The organism is Micromonospora sp. S4605 (assembly GCF_003176715.1).
Lineage (GTDB): Bacteria > Actinomycetota > Actinomycetes > Mycobacteriales > Micromonosporaceae > Micromonospora > Micromonospora echinaurantiaca.
In genome coordinates this window covers 1-3,335 of the sequence record NZ_QGSW01000450.1, presented here as the reverse complement: position 1 = coordinate 3,335, position 3,335 = coordinate 1, and the positions used below count along the sequence as shown (strand labels likewise).

Below are 3,335 nucleotides of genomic sequence, written 5' to 3'. Positions count from 1 at the left end.
CCCAGGCGCCCCGCCAGGTCCCGCCCGGCGCCTGGGGCGTCCGGCCGGGGGCCTGACGGGGGCGGCATGGAGTTCGCCGAGGTGGTCCGCCGGCGTCGGATGGTGCGCAACTACGACCCGGACCGCTCCGTCCCGCCCGACGTGGTCGAGCGCCTGCTCGACCACGCGGTCCGCGCGCCGTCCGCCGGGTTCGCCCAGGGTTGGGGCTTCCTGGTGCTGGAGACGCCGGCGGACCGGGACCGGTTCTGGGCGGCGACCACCCCGGCGAGCGGCGGCCGGGAGCGCTGGCTGGCCGGCATGCGCCGGGCGCCGCTGATCGTCGTCCCGCACGCGAACCGCGACGCCTACCTGGACCGGTACGCCGAGCCGGACAAGGGCTGGACGGACCGCTCGCCGGAGCGCTGGCCGGTGCCCTACTGGTACGTCGACGCCGGCTTCGCCGCGCTGCTGATGCTGCTGACCGCGGTGGACGAGGGGCTGGGGGCGTGCTTCTTCGGCATCCCGCCGCAGCGGCTGGACGCCTACCGGGAGGCGTTCGGGGTCCCGCCGGAGTACCAGCCCGTCGGCGCGATCACCATCGGTTACCGGGCACTCGACCATCGGTCACCATCGCTGCGTCGAGGTCGGCGTCCGGTCGATGAAGTGGTCCGGCGCGGCCGGTGGAGCTGACCGGTTGGTGCGGGTTCGTCGGGTTGAGGAACGGACCAGCGGTAGCGAAACTGACATCAGGGAGCAGAACGCGGTGTGGTACGGCCGGCTAGGCTGGCACGGTCATCGGTACCGCGCGTCGCGGTGCCACGCCGCGACCCGGCACGGTGCCGCGGGTCGGCCCGGCCACGGGGAGGGGAGCGTGCCGTCGTGATCTTCAGAGCGGTTCGGGACGGGCGTCCCTACCCGGAGCACAACCTGACGCTCAAGCAGTGGGCGGAGATCCCGCCGCGGCCGCTGCGCCTGGACCAGTTGATCACCACCAAGCGCGAGCTGGCGCTGGACAAGCTGCTCGCCGAGGACTCCACCTTCTACGGCGACCTCTTCCCGCACGTGGTGCAGTGGAACGGCGGGCTCTACCTGGAGGACGGGCTGCACCGCGCGCTGCGCGCCGCACTGCAGCAGCGCAACCAGATCCACGCCCGGGTGCTGGTGCTCTCCGAGCCGGTGGAGTGACCGGTCCCGGCTGAGCCTTCGTTAGGGTGGCTGCCATGAGCCCAACCGCCCCGCTCGACCTGCTCGACCTGGACTCGTCGCTCAGCGAGGAGGAGCGGCAGATCCGCGCGGTCGTGCGCCAGCTGGTGGACGACCGGGTCCGCCCGCACGTCGCCGGCTGGTACGAGGAGGGCCGGGTGCCCGCCCGCGAGCTGGCCCGCGAGTTCGGCAAGCTCGGCCTGCTCGGCATGCACCTGCACGGCTACGGTTGCGCCGGCGCGTCCGCGGTCGCGTACGGGCTGGCCTGCCTGGAGCTGGAGGCCGGCGACTCGGGCCTGCGCTCGCTGGTCTCGGTGCAGGGCTCGCTCGCCATGTACGCGATCTGGCGCTACGGCAGCGAGGAGCAGAAGCAGCGCTGGCTGCCCTCGATGGCCACCGGCGAGGCGATCGGCTGCTTCGGGCTGACCGAGCCCGACCACGGCTCCGACCCGGCGTCGATGACCACCCGGGCCCGGCGCGACGGCGCCGACTGGGTGCTCACCGGCGGCAAGATGTGGATCACCAACGCGCCGATCGCCGACGTTGCGGTGATCTGGGCCCGCACCGAGGACGGGGTGCGGGGGTTCGCCGTACCGATGGACACGCCGGGGGTGACGGCGCGGGAGATCACCCGCAAGATGTCGCTGCGCGCCTCGGTCACCGGGGAGATCTCGCTGGACGACGTCCGGCTGCCGGACGCCGCGCGGCTGCCCGAGGCGGTCGGCCTGAAGGCGCCGCTGAGCTGCCTCACCGAGGCCCGGTTCGGCATCGTCTGGGGCGCGCTCGGCGCGGCCCGGGACTGCCTGGAGACCGCCCTGGCGTACGCCGGCACCCGCACCCAGTTCGGCCGGCCGCTGGCCGGTTTCCAGCTCACCCAGGCCAAGCTCGCCGACATGGCGGTCGAGCTGCACAAGGGCTACCTGCTGGCGCTGCACCTGGGCCGGCTCGCCGACGCCGGCCGGCTGCGCCCGGCGCAGGTGAGCGTGGGCAAGCTGAACAACGTGCGGGAGGCGCTGGCGATCGCCCGGCAGTGCCGCACCATCCTCGGCGCGAACGGCGTCTCCGGCGAGTACCCGATCATGCGGCACGCCAATAACCTGGAGAGCGTGCTCACCTACGAGGGCACCTCGGAGATCCACCAGTTGGTCATCGGGCAGCAGCTCACCGGCGTCTCGGCCTTCGCCTGACCGGCGGCGGCGCCCCGGCACCCCGACATCCCGGCGCCCCGGCGCCCCGGCCGGCGACCGGTCGAGCGGTGCCGCGCACCGGCGCTGAGCTGGGCGGACGGGCGGCTCGGCCGCTCGGCGAGCGCGTGTCGTACCGGGGACGTACCGTCATTTCAAGACGACCTGTCTGACGAGGACGGTGAGGGCGATGGCCCGCGACGCTGGCATCAACGAGCCCACCAGGGAGTTCCCGGGATACCCCACGGGCGACGACCTGCGCGACCGGTCGGGCGGCCCGACCGAGCCGGCCGCCGGCACGCCGCCGTCACCCGGTGGCCCGGCTCGCGGCCTGCTCTGGGTGCTCGGCGCGGCGGCGCTCGCCGTGGTCGTGCTGCTCGGCGTGCAGGCGACCGGCATCCTGCCGGACTTCCGCAACCCGTTCGCCAAGGAGCAGACCGACCGCAGCCAGCCGCCGCTGCTCAAGTCGATCCAGGATCTCAGCCGTTACGTGGCCGCCGAGGGCAACTTCCAGGTCGTGGTCGACCTGCAGAACGACCGGCGCAACGTGCCGGACTGGCTGCTCAACCAGCGGACGCTCTTCGTCGGGGCGGGCAGCGTCGAGGCGTACGTCGACTTCACCAAGATCTCCGAGGGCGCGGTGGTCGAGTCGGCCGACGGCAAGTCGGTGGAGATCAAGCTGCCGGCGCCCCAGCTCGGCCAGACCAACCTCGACCTGGAGAAGAGCTACGTCTTCGCCGAGCAGCGCGGCCTGCTCAACCGGGTCGGTGACCTGGTCGGCGGCGACCCCAACCGTCAGCAGCAGGTCTACCAGCTCGCCGAGGAGCGGATCACCGCCGCCGCCCGGGACAGTGGCCTGACCCAGCGGGCCGAGGAGAACACCCGCAAGATGCTGGAGGGCCTGCTCCGCTCCCTCGGCTACGAGAAGGTCACCGTCACCTACACCGCCCCCTAACCTCACCGCCCACC

General features: G+C 73.2%; 4 protein-coding genes. All 4 read left to right on the top strand.

Annotated features, from left to right (window positions below; translation table 11 throughout):
• Positions 1–66 precede the first annotated feature (66 nt).
• The 4 genes from DLJ47_RS33900 (at position 67) to DLJ47_RS33885 (ending at position 3,321) form a co-directional block, all read left to right on the top strand.
• Complete coding sequence (locus DLJ47_RS33900) at positions 67–669, top strand: nitroreductase family protein (protein ID WP_109906271.1); 603 nt, start codon at positions 67–69, stop codon at positions 667–669.
• Positions 670–858: 189 nt separating this feature from the next.
• Positions 859–1,164, top strand: a complete 306-nt coding sequence (locus DLJ47_RS33895) for a type II toxin-antitoxin system VapB family antitoxin (protein ID WP_076470742.1) — start codon at positions 859–861, stop codon at positions 1,162–1,164.
• Between the two features lie 35 nt (positions 1,165–1,199).
• Positions 1,200–2,369, top strand: coding sequence for an acyl-CoA dehydrogenase family protein (locus tag DLJ47_RS33890; protein ID WP_088997146.1), 1,170 nt, complete (start codon positions 1,200–1,202; stop codon positions 2,367–2,369).
• A 187-nt stretch (positions 2,370–2,556) separates the two neighbouring features.
• The gene (locus tag DLJ47_RS33885) at positions 2,557–3,321 is read left to right on the top strand and encodes a DUF4230 domain-containing protein (protein WP_109906269.1); all 765 of its coding nucleotides are present in this window, start codon (positions 2,557–2,559) and stop codon (positions 3,319–3,321) included.
• Positions 3,322–3,335: the final 14 nt, after the last annotated feature.